The sequence below is a fragment of the Fundidesulfovibrio putealis DSM 16056 genome (assembly GCF_000429325.1).
Classification (GTDB): Bacteria; Desulfobacterota; Desulfovibrionia; order Desulfovibrionales; family Desulfovibrionaceae; genus Fundidesulfovibrio; species Fundidesulfovibrio putealis.
In genome coordinates this window covers 259,397-278,003 of sequence record NZ_KE386885.1, presented here as the reverse complement: position 1 = coordinate 278,003, position 18,607 = coordinate 259,397, and the positions used below count along the sequence as shown (strand labels likewise).

Sequence of the window (18,607 nt, the reverse complement as noted above, 5' to 3'; positions counted from 1 at the left end):
ATTGGTTTGTAAATGGCGTTTTCGAATCCACTTGGGGAGGAGAGTCGATATGCCACAGCCGATCACCCACATGTTTATCTGTGAACAGGGTATGAGGGGGAGTGCAGCAGGGGCTGACTTGTGGAGTGCGTATCCCAATTTTGCGAGATTCGGTTCTTTCGGACCGGATCTTTTTTACATTAGAGGGACAGGATTCGATACCGGATACCTGGAAGCTGCGGACATAATGCATGCCGAGGGAGCCTTGCCGTTCTACTGCTCCCTGCTTGAGCACATCAAGACTGTGAATGACGAGGCGCGAGGCGACAAGATGAAGGCCTTTGCTTACGGCTATTACTCTCATGTTGTTGCAGACGTTGTGTTCCATCCGTTCGTATACCGAAGGGCAAAGGATCATTGGCTGGATCACCCTGAGGATGTATACACTGCACATAAAGAAATGGAATGCTTGGCAGACAACTACATTCTGTCAAAGTATGAGGGTACCCCTGGATATCAGGGTGCTGATGTCGATCTTGATTGCCACGGCTTGGATGGGATGTTGGATGCAGACCTATATGAGATGTACCTTGGTGGAATTTATAGTGCGTATGCAAATTTTCCAGAAAAAAACATCTCGTGGCGATTTGACATTTCGGATAAGGAGAAGAATCCCATACAAATGTCCTACGCGAAGTACAATCTTGCCATAGGAACGCATTGCTACATGCTGCGGAAGAAGCGCAAGAATATCTTGTCTGGACGAAAAGTGCTGCCCTTGGCAGACTGGCCGCAGCAGGACTCTGCCCTGATAAACAGAACCGACAGGGCAAACTGGTATCCTCCTCAACAAGTCGCCGGGCTCGACTACAACATCGAAGAATTGCTCGGCATGGCCAGCAAGGCTGTGTCAGCCGTAATCGATGCCAGCGAGGGGTTCTTCGACCCCAACGTCTTGGGCACAAGCCAACAGTATTTTTCCGGCCTCAACGTGAGATTCCTCGACGACGACTACAATCTCGACACCGGCCTTCCGTCGAGCCTGAACAACGACAGGCAAAACACTTCGAAGGACGACGGAGAACGGTTCGAGTTCCAGGCGCAGGAACTCGCCTCCCGGTATGCGGTCATGTAGGCGCGGATGACGTTCCGATTGTGGTCAGCGCCACGCTTTTCAGCGCGATTTTCGTTGCTGGAGCGTGGCGCTGCCGGTATAGCTGTGGGTGAAATCCAAATCCCAGGAGATCCCCATGATCGACGCCATCGCACAATTGCTGGGTGACCAAGCCAAATCCCTGCTGGAACACACCTGCACCACCGTGGCCAAGGAGCACCTGCATCTGCCCGGCCCGGACATGGTGGACCGCATTTATGCCCAGACCGACCGCTCCGTCCCGGTGCTCAGGAGTCTTCAGGCCCTGTATAGCGCCGGGCGGCTCTCCCACACCGGCTACATGTCCATCCTGCCCGTGGACCAGGGCATCGAGCACTCGGCCGGGGCCTCCTTCGCGCCCAACCCCATCTATTTCGATCCCGAAAATATCGTGAAGCTGGCCCTGGAGGCCGGATGCAACGGCGTGGCCTCCACCCTTGGGGTGCTGGGAGCTGTTGCCCGCAAGTACGCCCACAAGATCCCCTTCATCCTGAAGCTCAACCACAACGAGTTGCTCTCGCTGCCCGCCATGCCCGACCAGGTGATGTTCGCCTCGGTGGAGCAGGCCTTCGACATGGGCTGCGTGGCCGTGGGGGCGACGATCTACTTCGGCGCGCCCGAGTCCACCCGCCAGCTTCAGGAAGTGTCCAAAGCCTTCCGGCGCGCGCATGAGCTGGGCATGGCCACCATCCTGTGGTGCTACACGCGAAACCCGGCCTTCGTGAAGGACGGCGTGGACTACCACGCCTCGGCGGACCTCACCGGGCAGGCCAACCATCTGGGCGTCACCATCCAGGCGGACATCATCAAGCAGAAGCTGCCCGTGAACAACGGCGGGTACAACGCCATCAAGTTCGGCAAGACCGACAAGCGCGTCTACTCGGAGCTTACCACCGACCACCCCATAGATCTGTGCCGCTATCAGGTGCTGAACTGCTACGCCGGGCGCATGGGGCTCATAAACTCCGGCGGCCCGTCGGAGGGCGCGTCGGACATGCTGGAGGCCGTGAAGACCGCTGTCATCAACAAGCGCGCGGGCGGCATGGGGCTGATCTCCGGGCGCAAGGCCTTTCAGCGGCCCATGGGGGAAGGCGTGAAGCTGTTGAACGCCATTCAGGACGTGTACCTGTGCAAGGACGTGACGGTGGCCTAGGGGCGACGGAAGTTGAATGGAGGTCGCGTGTTATCGGCGTAATACGTCATGGCACTTGAAGAATCCGGGAGGGCAGGGCGAAGAGGGCCTCCGGCGGCCAAAGGGCTTCGCCCTTGTGGAATCCCGTCCCGCTTCGCGTCGGGTTCCGGTGAGCGAGGGATAAACGCGTGGAAAGACGAAGAGGAGGCCAGGATGATCCCAGGCCTCCTCTGTTTACAGAAAGCGCAAACTGAACGTGAGGGTTATTCTTCGGTCTCGCCGATGGTGCGCACGCAGACCAGCTTCTCCCAGCCGTAGTAGGTATTGACGGATTCCTTGCCGTTCTTCTCGGTCACGCGCAGGAACTCCTCGCCCAGAAACAGCGTGGCCTGTTCGTAGACTTTTCCCTCGTTGATCTGAATCTTGATGCCCTTGCGCAGCTTGCGCGACAGCGTGCCGTGCACGGGCATGGAGGCGTACTCGAATACTTTTTCCCAGGTGGACTTGGTCATGTTTTTCTCCTTAACAGGTGCGAATCTGATTAGAGCCTAACACGACCAGGACAAAAATCCAGCCGAATTTACATTTTTCGCAATTTGCGACCTGCCCCGGCGGGCAGCCACTCCGGGGATGGACTCCGGACGGGATGTGCGGTAGACCGCCCGCACACCGAACTGACAGGCAAGGAGCGTACGCATATGGTTCTTATGGAAACCTCCATGGGGCTGATCACCATCGAACTGTTCGCAGACAAGGCCCCCGCCACCGTGGCCAATTTCCTGAAATACGTGGACGACGGCTTCTACGAAGGCACCATCTTCCACCGGGTCATCGACAACTTCATGATCCAGGGCGGCGGCATGAACGTCACCATGAAGGAAAAGCCCACCAACGCGCCCGTGGTCAACGAGGCCGACAACGGCCTGCAGAACCTCACCGGCACCCTGGCCATGGCCCGCACCATGGACCCCCACAGCGCCACCGCCCAGTTCTTCATCAACGTGAACGACAACCACTTCCTGGACCACAAGGCCAAGACCCCCGAGGGCTGGGGCTACTGCGTGTTCGGCAAGGTGGTGGACGGCATGGACGTGGTCAACAAGATCAAGAAGGTGCGCACCCGCCGCGCCGGTTTCCACGACGACGTGCCCGTGGATCCCGTGACCATCAACAGCTGCCTGCGCGAGGAATAGCCCCGCGTGGACGACGACCGTATCGAGAGGGGCCGGGAAATCCTGGCCCGTCTCAACCCCGGCAACGAAGAGCTTCTGCGCACGCTGTTCGACGGAGTGGCCCCGGACATGACCGAGATCATCCAGGGCTTCTTCGGCGACGTCTACGCGCGCCCGGCCCTGCCTCTTCGCGAGCGCATGCTGGTGACGCTCGCGGCCATCGCCGCCCTGGGCCACGCCCAGCCGCAGCTGGCCGCACACGTGCAGAACGCCCTGAACATCGGCATCACCCGCGAGGAAATCGCGGAGGTGCTCATGCAGATTGCCGGATACGCCGGATTCCCGGCATCGCTCAACGCCCTGGCCACGGCCAAGGCCGTCTTCGAGCAGGACTCCAACCGCCAACGCACCCAAGGCTGACGCACACATGCCCAACGTCTATCTCATCGGAGCCGGTCCCGGCGATCCGGGCCTCCTGACCGTCAAGGCCAAGCACGTCCTGGAAACCGCCGACGTCCTGATCTACGACTACCTGGCCAACAAGAGCTTCCTGGACTACCGCCGCCCGGACGCCGAGGTCATCTACGTGGGCAAGAAGGGCGGGGATCACACCCTGCCCCAGGGCGACATCAACAAGCTCCTGGTGGCCAAGGCCAAGGAGGGCAAGGTTGTCGCCCGCCTCAAAGGCGGCGACCCCTACGTGTTCGGGCGCGGAGCCGAAGAGGCCGAGGAGCTCCTGGAAGAGGGACTGACCTTCGAGGTGATCCCCGGCGTGACCAGCGCCGTTGCAGCCCCGGCCTACGCGGGCATCCCCATCACGCACCGCAAGTTCGCCTCCTCCGTGAGCTTCATCACCGGCCACGAGGACCCCACCAAGGACGAGTCGGCCCACAACTGGCCCGCCCTGGCCCAGGCCGCGTCTACCCTGGTGTTCTTCATGGGCGTGAAGAACCTGGCCGACATCTCGCGCCGCCTGATCGACGGCGGACGCTCCCCCGAGACCCCCGCCGCCCTGGTGCGCTGGGGAACCACCTGTCATCACCGCTCCATGGTCTCCACCCTGGCCGAGATTCCGGCCGAGGCCAAGCGCCAGGGCTTCAAGGCCCCGTCGCTTTTGGTGGTGGGCGAAGTGGTGCAGCTGCACGACAAGCTCAACTGGTTCGAAAAGCGCCCGCTGCTGGGCAAGGGCGTGGTGGTCACCCGCTCGCGCGAGCAGGCCAGCGATCTGGTGCGCCAGCTCTCGGACATGGGGGCCTGCACCTGGGAGTTTCCCACCATCGACGTGGTCCCCCTGGCCGACACCTCGCCCGTGCGTGAGGCCGTAGGCCGTCTGGACTGCTACGACTGGCTGGTGTTCACCTCGGTGAACGGCGTCAAATATTTCTGGCACGAGATGGCCGCCATGGAGAAGGACGCGCGCGCCCTGGCTGGCCTGAAGGTCGCGGCCATCGGGCCTGCCACCGCCCAGGCCCTGGCCGAGCGCGGCATCCGGGCGGATTTCGTGCCCGACAAGTACATCGCGGAATCCGTGGTCGAGGGGCTTCTGGCCCTGCAGATCGGCGGCAAGAAGGTGCTGATCCCGCGTGCGAGGGAAGCCCGCGAGGTGCTGCCCGAGGAGCTTTCGCGCGCAGGCGCGCAGGTGGAAGTCCTGCCCGTGTACGAGACCAAGCTCGCAGCACAGGACCCCGACGAGATCGTGGCGGCCATCGAGGAAGGCGAGATCAACTACCTCACCTTCACCAGCTCCTCCACGGTGGACAATTTCTTCCAGATGGTGCCCGCCGCGCGCATCGCGCCGCTTCGCGACAAGCTGAAGATTGCCTGCATCGGCCCCATCACGGCGGCCACGCTTGAGAAGCACGGCTTCAAGCCGGACATCCAGCCCGAGAGCTACACCATCCCGGCCTTGGCCAAGGCGCTGGCGGATTCGGGCGGCAAGGCCTAGGCGTGGCCCTGCCCATCGCCGTGCTGGTGTCGGGCTCCGGCTCCAACCTCCAGGCCCTGATCGACCGCGTCGAGTCCGGGGCCCTGGAGGCGCGCATCGCGCTGGTGCTCTCCAACAAGCCCGACTCCTACGGCCTGAAGCGCGCCCGCAGCCACGGCATCCCCGCGCTGTGCATCCCGCACACGGAATACGCCGACCGCCTGGAGTTCGACCGGGCCATGATCCGGGCCATCCGTGAAGCCGGGGCCGAGACCGTGGTGCTGGCCGGGTTCATGCGCATGCTGTCCGCCGAGTTCCTGAAGGCCTTTGCGGGCCGGGTGCTGAACATCCACCCGGCGCTCCTGCCCAGCTTCCCCGGCGTGCGCGGCCAGCGCGACGCAGCCGACTATGGCGTCACCCTGGCGGGCTGCACCGTGCACTTCGTGGACGAGCTCATGGACCACGGAGAGGTGGTCATCCAGGCCGCCGTGCCCGCCTATCCCGACGACGACGGCGACAGCCTGGCCGAGCGCATCCTCGCCCTGGAACACCGCATCCTGCCCCAGGCCGTGCAGTGGCTGGCCCAGGGGCGCATCCAGGTGAAGGGCCGCAAGGTGCACGTCACGCCTACGGGCATACAAAGGGCCGTCCCTCCGGCCAACGCCCTGGTAAATCCGCCGCTGGAGCAGGGCTTCTAGCGTCTTCGACCGTCCTCCGCCTTCTTTCCCGCATTGAAGCCCGGTTACGGCGGGCAATCTGAAAATACCTGCGCGCCGGTGTAACCTATCCGGATGCTTCGGCCATCTCACTATAATCGCCGCTTCATATTCGCGTGTTCCTGGTATTCCCTGCCTCCGCAACCCGCCCAGGTTCTCATCTCGTTGCCGATTTTGCGAGTGTGACAGGGATTTCACTTTACAACGGTTAGTCGCCTAATTATTAGTCGCCAATCAATTAGGGAGGGACGTATGATCCTCAAGGAAATGCCGAGCTACCAGACGCTTCTGGAAAAGGCCGAACGTTATCCCACCATGGACATCCAGATTACCGAGGCCTATCTGCATGTCCTGCGCACCGGGACCATCCTGCACCACTGCGTGGAGCGCAACCTCTCCAAACAGGGCCTTTCCTACGGCAGGTTCATGATCCTCGGCCTGCTGAGCCGCCAGGAAGACCCCATCCCCGTGTGCAAGCTGGCCGAACTGGCTGGCGTGACCACCCCCACGGTGTCGGCGGTGCTCTCCGGCATGGTGCGCGACGGATTGATCCAGCGGGTGGAAGACCCCTCGGACCGCCGCGTGGTGCGCATCGAGATGCTGCCCGAGGGCCAGAAGATACTGGACGAGGTGTTGCCGGACCTGTTCGTGCATCAGACTGCCGTTATGTCGCGCCTGGACGAGACGGAACTCAAGACGCTCATGGCGCTGCTCGGCAAGGTCCGACTCGACGTCGGCAAGTGCTCGGAGGAATAGACTCAGTCGTATGGCAGACATGACACTCGACAATACTGATAAGCCTGTTGATCCGCCCTCGGCGGCCGCGCCGCGCAGGCGCGGCCGCAAGAGGGGCGCGCTGGCTGCACTGATAGCGCTTTCGGCGCTTATCTACGGCGGCTTCGTGTGGTGGGAGTCGCGCGCCTTTGAGACCACCGACGACGCCTTCATCGCAGGGCACGTCACCGCCGTGTCCGCCCAGGTGGCCGGGCGCGTGCTGGAGGTGCGCGTGGGCGACAACCAGAAGGTGCACGCGGGCGATCTGCTGGTGCGCCTGGACCCTGCGACCTTCCAGGCCAAGCTGGATCAGGCCCAGGCCGACCTGAACGAATCGGAGCAGAAGCTCCAGGAGTCCCGCTCGGCCCACGCCGCCGCACTGGCCGCCGTGGAGCAGGCGGGCGCGGACGCCGCCTCGGCCCAGGCCCAGGCCTCCAACGCCGCCACGGACCTTTCGCGCTACAACCAGCTGGTGCACAGCGGCGCGGTGTCCCAGCAGGCGCGCGACAACGCGGACACCCTCTCGCGCACCACCGCCGCCTCCCAGCAGGCCTCGCGCAAGCGTGTGGCCGCAGCCGAGGCCCAGGCCGCCCTGGCCGCAACCCAGATCCAGACCGCCCAGGCGGGCGTGGAGAAGTTCAAGGCTGCGCTGGAGCAGGCGCGCCTGAACCTCACCTATGCGACCGTCACGGCCCAGGTGGACGGGCTGGTCACCAAGAAATCCGTTGAACCGGGTGATTACGTGCAGGTGGGCCAGCCGCTTCTGAGCCTCGTGCAGGACGAGCTGTGGGTGGTCGCCAACTTCAAGGAGACCCAGCTCAAGGGCATGCGCCCCGGCCAGCACGTGGACATCACCGTGGACGCCTACCCGGAGCATGAGTTCAAGGGTCGCCTGGAGAGCATCCAGGCCGGTACCGGGGCTGCCTTTGCCCTGCTGCCGCCCCAGAACGCCTCGGGCAACTACGTGAAGGTGGTGCAGCGCGTGCCGGTGAAGATCGTGTTCGAGTCGCGCCCTGCAGACGCCGGTCTGCACCTCGCGCCGGGCATGTCCGTCGTGCCCAGGGTGCGGGTGCGCTGAGCCTCATGAGCCAGGCAACTCGAGTTCAGACTCCCTGGAGGCCGTCCCACGGCCTGGGGATCATCGCCATGTCGGTCATGCTGCCCACCATCATGGAGGTGCTGGACACCACCATGGCCAACGTGGCCCTGCCCCAGATGGCAGGGACCCTCTCCTCCACACAGGACGAGGCCACCTGGGTGCTCACCAGCTATCTGGTGGCCAACGCCATAGTGCTGCCCATGACCGGCTGGCTGGCCATCCGCATGGGGCGAAAGCGCTTCCTGCTGTCCTGCGTGGTGCTGTTCACCCTGGCTTCCGCATGGTGCGGCGCGGCCACCAGCATGCCCATGCTGATAATCGCGCGCATCCTCCAGGGCGCGGCGGGCGGCGCCTTGCAGCCCCTGTCCCAGTCCATCCTCATGGAGAGCGCCCCGCCCGAGAAGCGCGGCGTGGCCATGGCCATCTTCGGCATGGGCGTGGTTGTCGCGCCCATCATCGGGCCGACGCTCGGCGGCTGGATTACCGACAACTACTCCTGGCGCTGGATGTTCTACATCAACCTGCCCATAGGCATTCTGGCGCTGTTCATGTGCCAGGCCTTCGTAGAGGACCCGCCCTACCTGCTGGAGGCAAAGAAGCGCAGCAGTTCCGTGGATTATGTCGGCTTCGCCCTCATGACCGTGGGGCTGGCCGCGCTCCAGGTGGTGCTGGACAAGGGACAGCAGGAGGACTGGTTCGAGACGGCCTGGATCACCTGGTTCAGCGTGGTCTGCGTGGTGTCGCTGGCGGCCTTCGTGGCCTGGGAGTTGCGGGCCAAGCATCCCATCGTGAACCTGCGGGTGCTGAAAAACGCCAACTTCGCCACAGGCACGGCCATGATGACCCTTCTTGGCATGGTGCTCTACGCCACCATCACCCTGCAACCGCTGTTTCTGCAGAACCTCATGGGCTATTCGGCCCTGGACAGCGGCCTGGCGCTCAGCCCGCGCGGCATCGGGGCCATCATCTCCATGATGATCGTGGGCAGGCTGATCGGCAAGGTGGACAGCCGCATCCTGATCGGCATCGGCTTCGTGATCCTGGCGGCCATCTCCTTTCATTTCGCGGGCATCAACCTGGACATCACGCGCGGGCACATCGCCTGGCCCAACGTGATCATGGGGCTGTCGCTGGGGCTCATCTTCGTGCCGCTGACCACCACGGCCATGGGGGGGCTCCCCGTGGAGCAGATGGGCAACGCGTCTGGCATCTTCAACCTGATGCGAAACATCGGCGGCGGCGTTGGCATCTCCATCGTGACCACCATGATCTCGCGCGGGGCGCAGACCCACCAGACCCTGCTGGCCGGGAACATGAACCAGTACAACCCACGGTTTCAGGAATACTACCAGAGCCTCGTGGCCGGGCTCTCCCAGATGGGCAACCCGGCCCAGGCCAAACAGCAGGCCATGACCGTGCTCCAGGGGCTCCTGTCCCAGCAGGCGGCGCTCATGGCCTATCTGGACAATTTCAGGCTTTTGGGCATGGTGTGCCTGCTGTGCATCCCGGGAGTGTTCATCCTGCGCGGGCGCAAGAAGCCCGCCGCCAACGTCCCGATGCATTGAGACGTAAACTCACAAGACGAATAATCACAGGAGGTTCGAGACATGGATATGGCCGCATTGCGCAAGAAAGCCCGCGAAGAGATGAAGGGATACTGCCGGGTGTGCCCGGTGTGCGACGGCCGCGTCTGTGCGGGCGAGGTGCCCGGCATGGGCGGGGCCGGTTCCGGTTCCGCGTTCGGCGCGAACCTGGAGGCGCTCAAGGCCTGGCGGCTGAACATGCGCACCATCCATGGGGTCAAGCAGGCCGACACCACCATGACCTTCTTCGGGCAGACCCTGTCCATGCCCATCCTGGCCGCACCCATGACCGGCGTGGTCTACAACATGGGCGGCAAGATAGCCGAGGACGTGTTCTCGGAGATGATCATTTCCGGAGCCATCGCTGCCGGAACCATAGGCATGTGCGGCGACGGGGCCGACCCCACCATGTACCAGGGAGGCCTGAAGGCCATCTCGGCGGCTGGCGGCAAGGGCGTGCCCTTCATCAAGCCCCGCGCCCAGGACAAGGTGCTCCCCCTCATCCGCGACGCCGAGGCCGCCGGTTCCATCGCAGTGGGCATGGACATTGACGGCGCGGGCCTTGTCACCATGGCCCTCAAGGGCCAGCCTGTCGGCCCCAAGACCTTCGTTGAGCTCAAGGAACTGACGGCCTCCACCAGCCTGCCCTTCATCGTGAAGGGCGTGATGACTCCGGACGAGGCCCAACTGGCCGTGGGCGCAGGCGCTGCGGCCATCGTGGTCTCCAACCACGGCGGGCGCGTGCTGGACCACACCCCCGGCGCGGCCGAAGTGCTGCCCGCCATCGCCCAGGCCGTGAAGGGCCGCACGGTGATCCTGGCCGACGGCGGCGTGCGCACCGGCGCGGACGTGCTGAAGCTCCTGGCTTTGGGCGCGGACGCGGTGCTGGTGGGTCGTCCCCTGGCCGTGGGAGCCTTCGGCGGCGGCGCGGAAGGCGTGGCCGCGATTTTGAAGAAGATGCAGGGAGAGCTGGTCTCGGCCATGCTGCTCACCGGGACGGAGTCCGTGCGCGACGTGTCGCCGGACGTTCTCTCGCCCAGGCCCTAGAGCGGGGAAACTGAAGCAGAAGAACGCCTCCGCAGGCCTTAGGGCTGCGCCCTTTGGAATCCGCAAGAGGGCAATGCCTTTAGGCGCAGAATGGATGCCGAATAGGCGTCTGGCGAGCAATTCTGCTAAAGGGGCGTAGCCTCGCGCATCGCATCTCGACAGTACGGCAAGTCGCGCGCTACCTTCGGGTATCGCGCGACTTTTCCGTTGAGCAGGAGAATCCATGCATTTGACCGTACCCGTCGCCCTGGTCCTTGGGGCGCTCGTCCTGACCTACGCCGTCACCGGGCTGGCCCGCTGGCTGAACGTGCGCAGCCTGACCGATTATCTGCCCGCCGAGTTCGCGCAGGAGTTCGACGAGGCCGAATACGGGCGATCCCAGGAGTATCTGCGGGCCGGGGCACGCCTGGAGTGGCTGCGCGAAAGCCTGGACCTCATGCTGGTCTGCGCCTTCGTGCTTTTGGGGGGTCTTGGCTGGCTGGACGCCTGGACGCGCTCTTTCGGGTTTGGCGAGCTGGCCACGGGGCTCGCGTACGTGGGCGCGCTCATGCTGGCTCAGGGCGTGTTGAGCCTGCCCTTCGACGTGTACGACACCTTCGTGCTGGAGGCGCGCTTCGGCTTCAACGCCACCACGCCGCGCCTGTTCGTCATGGACCGGCTGAAGGGGCTGGCCCTTGGCGTGGTGCTGGGGGGCGCGCTGCTGGCCGCCGTGCTCTGGGCCTACGGCACGCTTGGCCAGTGGGCCTGGCTTGCGGCCTGGGGAGCTATCACGGCTTTCACGGCGGTGATGATGGTGGTGGCCCCGGTGTGGATCCTGCCGCTGTTCAACCGCTTCGAGCCGCTGCCCCAGGGGGAGCTGCGAAGCGCCATCGAGGGGTACGCCACGGGCCAGGGCTTCAGCCTGGGCGGGGTGTTCGTCATGGACGGGTCCAAGCGTTCCGCCAAGGCCAACGCCTTTTTCACGGGCATCGGCAAGCGCAAGCGCATCAGCTTGTATGACACTTTGATAGACAAAATGTCCACGTCGGAGGTCCTGGCCGTGCTGGCGCATGAAATGGGGCACGCCAGACTGGGGCATATCCGCATGGGCTTCGTGCTGGCCGTGGCCAAGATGGGGCTGGTGCTGTGGGTATTGCAGCTCTTTCTGGGAAGCGCGGGGCTTCAGGAGGCCTTCGGGGTCGTCAGGCCGTCGGCGCACGCGGGTCTGGTGCTGTTCGGGCTGGCGTATCAGCCGCTGGCCCTGGCGCTGGGGGTGGCGGCAAACGCCTGGTCGCGCCGCTTCGAGTATCAGGCCGACGCCTATGCGGCCAAAACCCTGCCGGACGGCGGCGCGAAGGCCCTGGCCACGGCGCTTAAGACCCTCAGCCGGGCCAACCTCTCCAACCTGACCCCGCACCGGCTCTCGGTGTGGCTGCACTATACCCACCCGCCGGTTCTGGACCGGATACGCCGCCTTACGCGCCGACCCGCTTGAAGGACACGGCGAACTCCATGGCCATGGCGTAGCTTGCGGCCACCAGCTCGTCGGGTATGCCCAAATCCTTGAGGATGCGCTCAAGCTCAGGCCATTCGCCCTGCTCGAAGCTCACGGCCATGTCCAGCCAGCGGGCGTAGCCGCCGGACCTCTTCAGGAGCGCGGCGCTCACGGCGTCGTCCAGGGGCAGGTTGGACAGGATCTCCTCCATGGGCGACTGGAGCATGGTGTCCAGCAGGGAGAAAAGCCCCAGGGTGAACAGGTTCTCTGTCTCGGCGGCGGACAGGCCCAGGCCCTGGGCGGTCAGCTCGAAGAACCTGGCCCGGGTGAGCGACAGGAAGGACAGCTCCTCGGACCTGGCCGAGGGCGAGAGGTCGGTCAGGGCGATGACCCGCAGCCAGTGGCGCAGCTGGGTCCAGCCCAGGACCATGATGGCCCTGGGGATGGAGAGGGTGGTCATGCTCTGGCCGTGCAGGGGCGAGTTCAGATAGGAAAGCAACCGGTAACTGAGCGATACATCCGAGCGGATGGCCTCGCCCAGGGCGTCGGGGTCGGGCTGGTCGGACTGGGTGATGCGCAAAAGCCGCAGCCGGGCGGTCTCGTTGGAAGCGAGCCTTCGTCCGGCCACGATCTCGGGGCGCTTGAAGAAATACCCCTGGAACAGCTTGAAGCCGAGCTTTTTGGCCAGGGCGAAGGCCTGCGCGTCCTCCACCTTCTTGGCCAGGGGGAGCACCTTGTGCACGGCCAGGGGCTTCAACAGTGCCTCTATCTCTCCGGTGGAGTTGTCCAGCAGGTCGATGATGGCCATGTCCGCCAGCTCCAAAAGCTCTGCCGCGTCTGGGCGCGCCTTGAAGGCGTTCACGGCGATGAGGTAGCCGTCTGTCTTGAGGGCCTTCAGGTCGGAGAGCAGCGTGTCGTCCAGCAGGACGTTCTCGTCCACCTGGATCACGGTGCGTCCGGCGGGCAGGGCGTAGGGGGCCTTGTCCAGGATGGTGCGGCGGCCGAAGTTCACCAGGATCTTCTGGGCACCTGAAAGGTCGCCGGGCTGCCACTGGAAGGCTCCGGCCACCACGGTGAGGGTGGCGGCGTCCAGGTCCGCGAACACGGCCTGGGTGGAGGCCAGCGCCTGACGGTAGAGCAGCTCGTGGCCGTAGAGGCCCAGATCCGCCGTGAAAACGGGCTGGCGGGCGAAAAGCGGCGGTGCTGCGAGGGCCTGGAAAGCGTTCATGGCGTGTCACCTCTAAGCGTCTGCGGGCGTCTTGCGGCCCTGGATGCCACAGGGGGCGGGGCTAGTCCAGTGCGCAGAACCCGTCGGTTATGGACGCGCACTCCTTGAAGACCTTCACCTCGCAGCGGCAGCAGATGGAATAGTCGATGTTCTTGAGCACTGCGCGCAGCGCCTCGGACTTGCTGCCGAACACCGAATCGCGGCCCAGGCCCTGCATGCAGCCGCCCCGGCGAAGCGTGTCCAGCACCTCCTGCTTGAGCGAGCACAGGTAGAGCCTGCGCCCTTCCTTGCCCAGCGACGTCTCCTGCTGGAAGACCATCTGGCACCCGGTGACGTCGATGAAGTTCACCCCGCTGGCCACCAAAATCACGTGCTTCTGCGGCGACTGTTCCAGGATGGAGTGCATCTCCTCCGCGATGTGGTTCACCGCGCCGAAGAAGATGGAGCCGTCCAGGCGCAGGATCTTCACCTGGGGGCATTCCGGCAGCTGGGTGCGTTCGATGTTCACCAGATGGCGCTTGCGGCCGTCCGTGGCCGGAGCCAGGGTGATGAAGTGCGGGTGCGAGGTGCGGTTCAGGTAGAACAAGAGCGAGATCATGACCCCGGCGAACAGGGCGAACTCCAGGTTGACGGCCAGGCAGGAGATGGCGGTGATGCCCATGACCAGGGACTCCTGCCCGCTGGTGCGCAGGATGCGCTCGATGTCCTTCATGTGGATGAGCCCCCCGGCCACCACCAGCAGGAGCCCGGCGATGCCCGCCATGGGCAGGTGCGCCGTGAGCGGGGCCAGCAGCACCCCGGCCAGGGCTACGGCCACGGCGGAGAACACGGCGGCCATGGGCGTCTTGGCCCCGGCCTGGAGGTTCACTCCGGTGCGCGTGAAGGAGCCCGACGACGCGTAGGACGAGAAGAAGCTGCCCAAAAGGTTGGACACGCCCTGGCCCACGAACTCCTGGTTGTTGTCCAGGCGCTGGCCTGTGGAGGCGGCCACTGCCCGCGCGATGCTCACGGCCTCGGCGAGCCCCAGCATGGCCACGGCCAGCGCGCCCGGCACCAGCGCGCCAAGCGAGGAGGCCTCGGACAGGGGCCAGGAGAGCGGCGGCAGGCCGCCCGGAAGCGCCCCGGCCATCTTGAGCCCGGCGTCCTCGCCGCCCAAGAGCCAGGCCAGCAGGCTGGAGGCGGCCATGGCGGCCAGAAGCCCCGGCAGGCGCGGATAGAAGCGCCTGAAGAACAGCGCCACGCCAAGCGCCACGCCGCCAACAGCCACGGACGCGGCGTCCGCGCGGGCTACGGCTCCGGGCAGCGCGCCCAGCAGCACCCCCACAGACCCCTTGGGCAGGGCCACGCCCAGGAAGTGGCCCATCTGTCCGAGCGCGATGAGCACGGCGGCCCCGGCGGTAAAGCCGGTCATCACCGCCTGCGACACGAAATTGATGAGCCCGCCCATCTTGGCCATGCCCAGGGCCAGCTGGAAGAAGCCGGTCATGAAGGTGAGCATCAGGGCCAGCTCGATGTAGCGGGGCGAAAAGGGGTCGGCCAGGGCCGAGAGGTTGGCGAAGACCACGATGGAGATGGCCGTGGTAGGCCCCGAGATCAGGTGGTGGCTGGAGCCGAACAGCGCGGCCAGGGCCGTGGGCACGATGGCCGTGTACAGGCCGTACTCGGGGGGGAGTCCGGCGATGAGCGCGAAGGCCACGGCCTGGGGCAGCACGATAACCGCCCCGGTCAGGCCTGCCAGCAAGTCGGCCTTGAGGTTCCCCCGGCTCAGGCGGCCTCGCCAGGGACAGCAGGAGGGCATCTGGACATAGCGGTTCACGAACCGTGCGGCATCCTGCAAAATGGGCATCCTGGCTCCAGTGCTGTGGAAGAGTGTCCGACCCGTGTACCCCCGCCAGGGGATTCTTGGCAACAGCGGCGGCGGATCAAACGGGACCCTTCAGCGCCAGAAGGAGGCGTCGGGCGGCGGTACTTCGGAGGGCTCCACGTGCCGGGCAATCTCGTAGCCTGAGCCGGTGGGCTGGTCGCGCAGGCGCAGGGTCTCCACGCGGCGCGGGTTGACGGGGCGAGCGTCCGGCCCCAGGAAAATGGTCATGCTGGGGTGAAGGGGCGAGCGCTCGTCGTAGCCGGTGACCACGGCGAAGTAGCCGTTTCGCAGCTGCACCACGCTGCCGGGCGGATACACGCCCACGCAGGCGATGAACCGGTCCAGGATGGCCTCCGGGAACGCGGAGCCGCGCTTGGCGCAGAGCGTGCGCAGGGCCAGATGGGGGCTCATGCGCGAGCGGTACACCCGGTCGCTGGTCAGGGCGTCGTACACGTCCAGCACCGACAAAATGCGCGACACCCCGGCGATCTTGCGTCCGGCGATCTGGCGGGGATAGCCCGTGCCGTCCTGGCGCTCGTGGTGCTCCAGCACCCCCAGGGCCACCGGGCCGGGCACGCCGGGCTGGTCCTTGATGTAGTCGAAACCCAGCACCGTGTGCTGCTTCATCACGACGAACTCGTCGTCGGTGAGCTTGCCCGGCTTGTTCACGATCTCGGCGGGCAGCAGGCATTTGCCCACGTCGTGCAGGAGCCCGGCCAGCCCCAGTGTCTCCAGCTGGTTTCCGGAGAGCCCGATGTGCTTGCCGAACAGGACGCCCATGGCGGCCACGTTCAGGCTGTGGGTGTAGGTGTACTCGTCGTAGGCCTTGAGCACGGACAAGAGGCGCACCACGCTGCGGTTGGACTCCACCGTGGCGATCAGCCTGCCGATGATGAGCCTGGCTTCGTCCAGGGCCACGGGCTTTCCGGCCTGGGCTCCGGCCATGACGCGCTTGGTGCAGTCCATGGACTGGCTGAAGAAGCGCTTGGCGAAGCGCAGGGTGCGGGCGCTGTCCGTGGGCGGCGGGATGTCCTTGGCGGAGAACTCGAACGGGGCCGCAGGCGCTTCGGGCTCTTCAGGCTGCTCCGGTTCCGGGGGCGGCTCAGGCAGAGGGCCCAGGTCCACGTCCAGGCCCCGGTCCAGGTCGATCTCCACGTGCTTCACGCCAAGCGACCTCAGGTAGGCGGGCAGCTTGTGGTCCTTCAGCACGCCCAGACGGGTGCTCAGGAAGGGGTGCTTGAACCAGGAGAGGTCGAACCGGGCGACGTACATTCCGGGCCGCAGGAGGTCGATGGGGATGGTCTTCAGGACCGCCATGGCCGCCCCCCGCAAGCGAAAAGGCCGCCCGGCGCGCGCGGGCGCAGGGCGGGCCGCAAACCCGGCGCGGCAAGAATTCCGGGCATGGGCGGGCGCATGGGGGTTACCCGTCCTGTTCCAGGACCAGACGCGCGCCCTCCATCCGTTCCACGAAGCGGGCCAGCACCGTGTCGTCCATGTTCTCATCGCGCACGAAGCTCAGGCCCAGGCTGCGAAACCCCTTCACCTCGCGGTGGTTCTGCACGGTCGCTTCCAGGCGGCAGGTCTCGTCCGCGTCGGTGGGCAGGGTCAGGGCCAGCTCGTCGCCGCGCATGATGTTCAGCACCTTCTCCGGGGTGTGGGCGTCCAGCACCATGCGGCAGCCGCCCAGGCTGATGTCGGTTATCAGTCCGCCCACGGCCACGTATTCGTTGGCGACGCGCGCGGGCATGAAGCAGGGCGTGCGCTTGTGCAGGCGCAGCTGGAGCCGCTCGGCTGCCGAGGGATAGGCCAGCACAAGCATGGGCGCAGGAGAGGTGAGCACCTTGAGCGCGCGGCAGGTGAAGCCCCACAGGGTGCCGTGGTGCTCCATGCGCAGGGTGACGCCGCAGCCCGGAGTCAGCCTGGCATGTATCCCCGGCACGACCGGCATGCGCACGATGAGGAACTTGTAGGGCTCGATGCCGATGACCGAGGAGCGGTACTTCTGCCTGTCGCCGTCGATGGCCAGGGTGCAGTCCTGGCCGGGGGCGATGTCCACGGCGTAGCCGGGTTCGCGCTGGCTGGAGTGGCGCTCGGATTGAGGGGAGGAATCCACGGGGCGCGCCTCCTCAGGCGATTCCCACCACGTTGGGCGGGGGCATCTCGCTCCAGTCCACGGGGCGCTCTATCTCGAATTCCTTGCGGGCGAGTTCCCCGCAGAGCCGCCAGGTGTCCACGCGCCTCTTGGCCACGGGCCGTTTCTCGCGGTCGCAGAAGACCATCACTTCAGGGAACAGGGGCTTGCCGGGAGTCTGGCGCATGACCAGGGCATAGCATCCGTTGCGCAGCTGGACAACGCTGAACGCGGGATAAACGCCCAGGCGCTTGATGAAGCTGTCCACCATCCCGGCTGGGAAGGCCTTGCCGCGCATGTTGAACAGGGTGCGCAACGCCATGTGGGGAGACACCGGTCCTCGGTAGACCCGTTTGGAGGTCAGGGCGTCGTAGACGTCCACCACGCTGATGATGGAGCTGAAGGGGTGGATCTCCTCGCCGGACAGGCCTCGTGGGTAGCCGTCGCCGTCCAGGCGCTCGTGGTGCTCGTGGACGGCCCGCAGCACATCCTCGCTGATGCCCGCCTGCCTGGACAGGTACTCGTAGGCCAGGCTGGGGTGGCGTTTCACCTCCTCGAACTCCGAGGCGGTCAGGGGGCCCGGCTTGGCGATCAGCTCGCGCGGCAGGAGGCACTTGCCCACGTCGTGCAGGATGCCCGCCATTCCCAGGCTCTCCATGTCCTGGCTGTCCATGCCCATGGAGTTGCCCAGCAGCACGCCAAGCGCCGCCAGGTTCAGGCAGTGGGTGTAGGTGTAGTCGTCGTAGGTCTTGAGCGAGATCATCACGTGCAGCACGTTCTCGTTCTGGTTCACCGAGTCGATGAGGCGCGCCATGAGCGGGCGCATGGCCTCGATGTTGACCGCCTGCCCCTTGATGGCTCCGTCCATGATGGCCTTGGTGACGGTCATGGCCTGATCGAACAGCTTGCGGGCGAAGCGGGCAGTGCGTTCGGGGTCCGATGCGGGGGGGCAGGCGGGAACCTTGGCCGCCTTGGGCAGGGAGACAGCGGGGGCGGCGTTGGGAGCCTTGTCTTGCTTGGGGGGGACGTGCTTGGTGGTATCCACTTCCACGTGGGTCACGCCCAGACGCTTCAGTTCGTCGATGAGGCTCTGGTTGCGCACCACGCCGAGCTTGGTCGAGACATAGGGATGCTTAAACCAGGAAAGGTCGAAGGAACTGACGAACATGCCAGGTTCCAGACTTTCCAGGGGGATGCGCTTGATCATGCTGCCGCCGGGTGAATACGGGCGTTTCCCGAAAAGCGGAAAACGTCCCATATCAACCCTAACCACTCCAGCAGCCGGAGAACAATACCTGTTTCCCTTCTTTTTCATGCGGAAGGGCAGGCAG

At 65.1% G+C, this 18,607-nt stretch carries 17 protein-coding genes; 11 read left to right on the top strand and 6 right to left on the bottom strand.

What is annotated here, in order from left to right; all coding sequences use genetic code 11:
- Positions 1-49: 49 nt before the first annotated feature.
- Both G453_RS0117995 and G453_RS0117990 read left to right on the top strand, forming a co-directional pair.
- Positions 50-1,114 carry a zinc dependent phospholipase C family protein gene (locus G453_RS0117995; RefSeq protein ID WP_027192150.1) on the top strand — a complete coding sequence of 355 codons (1,065 nt, stop codon included), beginning with the start codon at positions 50-52 and terminating at the stop codon, positions 1,112-1,114.
- Between the two features lie 115 nt (positions 1,115-1,229).
- Positions 1,230-2,285 (top strand): class I fructose-bisphosphate aldolase, encoded by a 1,056-nt coding sequence (locus G453_RS0117990; RefSeq protein WP_027192149.1) that lies wholly within the window; start codon positions 1,230-1,232, stop codon positions 2,283-2,285.
- A 242-nt stretch (positions 2,286-2,527) separates the two neighbouring features.
- Here G453_RS0117990 and G453_RS0117985 read toward each other — a convergent pair whose 3' ends face one another.
- The gene (locus G453_RS0117985; RefSeq protein ID WP_027192148.1) at positions 2,528-2,776 is read right to left on the bottom strand and encodes a hypothetical protein; all 249 of its coding nucleotides are present in this window, start codon (positions 2,774-2,776) and stop codon (positions 2,528-2,530) included.
- Positions 2,777-2,962: 186 nt separating this feature from the next.
- Here G453_RS0117985 and G453_RS0117980 point away from each other — a divergent pair, with 186 nt between their 5' ends.
- From G453_RS0117980 to G453_RS0117940, 9 genes are all read left to right on the top strand, one after another.
- Positions 2,963-3,457 (top strand): peptidylprolyl isomerase, encoded by a 495-nt coding sequence (locus tag G453_RS0117980; RefSeq protein ID WP_027192147.1) that lies wholly within the window; start codon positions 2,963-2,965, stop codon positions 3,455-3,457.
- A gap of 6 nt (positions 3,458-3,463) precedes the next feature.
- Positions 3,464-3,856 carry a carboxymuconolactone decarboxylase family protein gene (locus G453_RS0117975; protein ID WP_051272591.1) on the top strand — a complete coding sequence of 131 codons (393 nt, stop codon included), beginning with the start codon at positions 3,464-3,466 and terminating at the stop codon, positions 3,854-3,856.
- A 7-nt stretch (positions 3,857-3,863) separates the two neighbouring features.
- Complete coding sequence (gene cobA, locus G453_RS0117970) at positions 3,864-5,381, top strand: uroporphyrinogen-III C-methyltransferase (protein ID WP_027192145.1); 1,518 nt, start codon at positions 3,864-3,866, stop codon at positions 5,379-5,381.
- Positions 5,382-5,383: 2 nt separating this feature from the next.
- A complete protein-coding gene (gene purN / locus G453_RS0117965; protein WP_027192144.1) occupies positions 5,384-6,058 on the top strand; it encodes a phosphoribosylglycinamide formyltransferase in 675 nt (224 codons plus the stop codon).
- Positions 6,059-6,328: 270 nt separating this feature from the next.
- Positions 6,329-6,832: a MarR family winged helix-turn-helix transcriptional regulator gene (locus G453_RS0117960; RefSeq protein ID WP_043646333.1), complete on the top strand. Its 504-nt coding sequence runs from the start codon at positions 6,329-6,331 to the stop codon at positions 6,830-6,832.
- A gap of 10 nt (positions 6,833-6,842) precedes the next feature.
- Positions 6,843-7,928 carry an HlyD family secretion protein gene (locus tag G453_RS25050; RefSeq protein WP_043646650.1) on the top strand — a complete coding sequence of 362 codons (1,086 nt, stop codon included), beginning with the start codon at positions 6,843-6,845 and terminating at the stop codon, positions 7,926-7,928.
- A gap of 5 nt (positions 7,929-7,933) precedes the next feature.
- Positions 7,934-9,514, top strand: coding sequence for a DHA2 family efflux MFS transporter permease subunit (locus G453_RS0117950; RefSeq protein ID WP_027192142.1), 1,581 nt, complete (start codon positions 7,934-7,936; stop codon positions 9,512-9,514).
- 42 nt (positions 9,515-9,556) lie between these two features.
- A complete protein-coding gene (locus G453_RS0117945) occupies positions 9,557-10,579 on the top strand; it encodes an alpha-hydroxy-acid oxidizing protein (RefSeq protein ID WP_027192141.1) in 1,023 nt (340 codons plus the stop codon).
- 223 nt (positions 10,580-10,802) lie between these two features.
- Positions 10,803-12,053: a M48 family metallopeptidase gene (locus G453_RS0117940; RefSeq protein ID WP_043646330.1), complete on the top strand. Its 1,251-nt coding sequence runs from the start codon at positions 10,803-10,805 to the stop codon at positions 12,051-12,053.
- Here G453_RS0117940 and G453_RS0117935 read toward each other — a convergent pair.
- From G453_RS0117935 to G453_RS0117915, 5 genes are all read right to left on the bottom strand, one after another.
- Positions 12,034-13,281, bottom strand: a complete 1,248-nt coding sequence (locus G453_RS0117935) for an EAL and HDOD domain-containing protein (protein ID WP_027192139.1) — start codon at positions 13,279-13,281, stop codon at positions 12,034-12,036. The two genes, G453_RS0117940 and G453_RS0117935, sit on opposite strands and share 20 nt — an antisense overlap.
- A 61-nt stretch (positions 13,282-13,342) precedes the next feature.
- Complete coding sequence (locus G453_RS0117930) at positions 13,343-15,127, bottom strand: SulP family inorganic anion transporter (RefSeq protein ID WP_027192138.1); 1,785 nt, start codon at positions 15,125-15,127, stop codon at positions 13,343-13,345.
- A gap of 90 nt (positions 15,128-15,217) precedes the next feature.
- Entirely contained in the window at positions 15,218-16,462 is a 1,245-nt protein-coding gene (locus G453_RS0117925) for an HD-GYP domain-containing protein (protein ID WP_027192137.1), read from the bottom strand.
- Between the two features lie 103 nt (positions 16,463-16,565).
- The gene (locus tag G453_RS0117920; protein WP_027192136.1) at positions 16,566-17,258 is read right to left on the bottom strand and encodes a flagellar brake protein; all 693 of its coding nucleotides are present in this window, start codon (positions 17,256-17,258) and stop codon (positions 16,566-16,568) included.
- A gap of 13 nt (positions 17,259-17,271) precedes the next feature.
- Positions 17,272-18,483, bottom strand: a complete 1,212-nt coding sequence (locus G453_RS0117915) for an HD-GYP domain-containing protein (protein ID WP_169725361.1) — start codon at positions 18,481-18,483, stop codon at positions 17,272-17,274.
- Between the last annotated feature and the right edge of the window lie 124 nt (positions 18,484-18,607).